1 protein-coding gene is annotated in these 223 nt (G+C 63.7%); it reads right to left on the bottom strand.

All coding sequences use genetic code 11. From position 1 onward, the window contains the following. Positions 1-223, bottom strand: a 223-nt coding sequence (locus ACNQQL_RS36285) for an IS3 family transposase (protein WP_347069767.1), incomplete at both ends; no start/stop codon positions are given.

Here is a 223-nt window from a genome sequence, read left to right as displayed (position 1 = left end):
GACGCCCATGCGCTTCATCAGCGTGCGCACGCGACGGCGACCAACTTCATGGCCTTCCCGGCGCAACAGGCGCGCCAGCATCCGTGCTCCGGCAAACGGAAACTCCATGTGCAGTTCGTCGATTCGTCGCATCAGCAACTGATCGGCCTCGCTGACCGGCTGCGGTCGGTAATAGGCGCTCGATCTCGCGATGCCAACCAGCCGCGTTTGTTGCGATACCGGC

Origin of the sequence: Burkholderia sp. LFS061 (assembly GCF_047978125.1) — a bacterium.
GTDB lineage: Bacteria > Pseudomonadota > Gammaproteobacteria > Burkholderiales > Burkholderiaceae > Burkholderia > Burkholderia pyrrocinia_C.
The sequence above is the reverse complement of the archived record's forward strand: the minus strand, read 5'-3'. Positions and strand labels throughout refer to the sequence as shown.